We start from the raw sequence: 2,489 nt of genomic DNA on the forward strand, positions 1-2,489 counted from the left end.
CATCAGGCACAAGATCAGCAGACACCCCACAGATCCTGCCGACTCAACACGCAACTGCCAAGCCCCACAACGAACTTCATTCTGAAACGATCAGTTAGGACGGACCGTCAGATGGATCACTTGAGACGTCGGATGAGCATGCGGAGCGTGACGAGGGCGACGGGTAGAGGTGGAAGACCACGGCGCTGCCGTCCTTCCCGGTGCAGCACCGCAGGGGAACGCGGGCAGTCCGCCGACATCACCGCCGCCTGGCTGTCCCCGCGGCCCAGTTGCCCGAGGTTCCGGCGGGGGCGTCGCCGCACACTGGTCCGCACCGATTCCGTAGGCGGCACCCACGAGTTCGTCAACTGGGTCGCGGCGCGGGTCCTATGGCTGTCGTACTCGGTCGGCATCTATTGCCGACGCCGTCCACCAGGCTGTACTCCAGGTCCCGGCATCGGCCTGGCCCGGCCGTCGAGCCTGGCGGCGAAGTCCGCAACGGCACCTCAGTGGCCGGGATCGGCAGCGATCGCCTGAGGGGGTGGCCGAAGAGGATGCGGCTGATCGTCCGCAAAGGAGCGCCCACCCCGGCGGCCGGCGACGGAGCCGTCGGCCTGTGCACCGTCATCGCCGCCGATTCGACGATGTTCAGGCGTCTTCAGCAACAACACGCACCCCGAGATACCAGAACGCTGTCAGCAGGTAGACCGCGATCATGTGCGCATCCAGCCAGTTCGACTCGTCCGACCCGAGGAAGTGCGGACCCACGAACCGGTACACCAGGAGACCCACGAGAAAGCTGAGCCCTGTCAGTACCGCTGGCCGTGCCAGCTTGCTCCACCACACGAAGCCGCCGCCGCGTGCGGCAATCAGGTCCAGCACCAGAGCGGCGCCGTAGGACAAGCCCGTGATCCTGGCTGTATCCGCCAGCGTGTCGGCCATATCGGCGGACTTCTTGATGGGAACCGCCCACACGAGCCCGGGAAGCATGAGAGCCGCCGCTGGGAACGCGAAGGCGAAGAGCCCGAAGAGCATTGTTCCGTATCCCGATTCCTCGCTCACGCTGAACCGGAAGTCGCGGTCCTCGCCGCGTATCTTCACTCGGTAATCACGCGCCATGTCGGCTCCTGACTCGCAACAGTTTTCCACGACCCTCTGACACCCGACGCGGGTCGACGCCTATGTCGAGGCGTTCTCCCGCCCCCGGGCACCGGCCTCCGCATGGCAGACAACCCAGTGCATACCGCGCCAGCCCCGGTCAGCGGTGGGCCAGCACCGCGACGTCCCAGCCAAAGCCCACCACCAGCTGTCCATTCGATGTCAGTGCCACTGCGCTCACGACCGACGGGAACCACAATTCCGGCCCTATCTGCTGACCAGAGGTCAGATCCCAAACCCGAACCGTATAGTCCAAGCTGCCAGTCACGGCGACCGTGCGCCCGTTCAGTTCCCCGGTCGTCACATCCAAGACATTGCTCTCGTGGCCGGTCAGCTCACCGATCTGATCACCGGTGTTCAGGTCCCATACGTGCACCGTCCCGTTGGCGTCGCCGGCTACCACGACCGGGTGGCCATCGACCACTGCTGTTGCCACCGCTGATACCGGACCAGTGTTGCCAGCCAGCTCGCCCATCGGGCAAGCCGTGGCCAGATCCCACACACGTACGGTGGCATCATGGCTGCCGGTAACGGCGATCGGGCGGCCATGCACCACAGCAGTCGCCACTGCCCACACTTGGTTGGTGTGTCCGGACAGGGGCGGCCCACCACCCGGCTTCATTATCTGCACAATGCCGTTCTCGGCCCCGGTGACCAGGGTCGGCGTGCCCTCCACGGACGTCACCGCTATTGCAAGAATGCAGCCGTCCGGGAGGGCTGTGGGTTCACCAGCCGGGGAGCCGGTATTCATGTCCCACGCCCTCACCGTGCCATCCCAACTTCCGGTAACAACGAGGGGGAGGCCATCCCATGTGGCCACTGCGGTCACAGGGCCGGTGTGGCCGGTCAGCTCAACGATCTGCGTGCCAGTGGCCAGGTCCCACACTCGCACCGCGCCGTCCGAGCTGCCGGTGACAGCCACTTGGCGACCATCCACGATCGTCGTTGCCGCCGCCGTCAGCTCACCGTCGTGGCGTGTCTGAGGGGCGGGCGTCATGGATCCCGCGGTGATGTCCCACACTCGCACCCCGCCATCCAGGCAGGCGGTGACAGCGACCGGACGGTCGTTCACGGTGGCCGTCGCCACGGCGAACACCACGTCGGTGTGGCCGGTCAGAGGTTCGCCGATTTGCCTGCCGGTGGTCAGATCCCACACCCGCACCGTCTCGTCCGCGCTGCCGGTAACAGCGACCGGACGGCCGTCAGCCATGGCTGTGGCCACCGCGCCCACGGAACCGGTGTGGCCGGTCAGAGGTACGCCGATTTGCCTGCCGGTGGTCAGATCCCACACCCGCACCGTCTCGTCCGCGCTGCCGGTAACAGCGACCGGACGGCCGTCAGCCATGGCTGTG

2 protein-coding genes and 1 pseudogene are annotated in these 2,489 nt (G+C 66.4%); 1 reads left to right on the forward strand and 2 read right to left on the reverse strand.

The genetic code is table 11. The annotated features are described in order from the left end of the window. Positions 1 to 276 precede the first annotated feature (276 nt). Positions 277 to 554 (forward strand): annotated as a pseudogene (locus tag AB0K02_RS33950) (IS1380 family transposase); the annotation flags it as partial. A gap of 73 nt (positions 555 to 627) precedes the next feature. On the opposite strand, the gene AB0K02_RS33955 reads toward AB0K02_RS33950, so the two are convergent. Beyond that, a complete protein-coding gene (locus AB0K02_RS33955; RefSeq protein WP_365996460.1) occupies positions 628 to 1,098 on the reverse strand; it encodes a hypothetical protein in 471 nt (156 codons plus the stop codon). 139 nt (positions 1,099 to 1,237) lie between these two features. Further along, positions 1,238 to 2,489: WD40 repeat domain-containing protein (locus AB0K02_RS33960; RefSeq protein WP_365996459.1), on the reverse strand; the 1,252-nt coding region annotated here is incomplete at its 5' end.

The organism is Streptomyces sp. NPDC049597, from assembly GCF_040675505.1.
Lineage (GTDB): Bacteria > Actinomycetota > Actinomycetes > Streptomycetales > Streptomycetaceae > Streptomyces.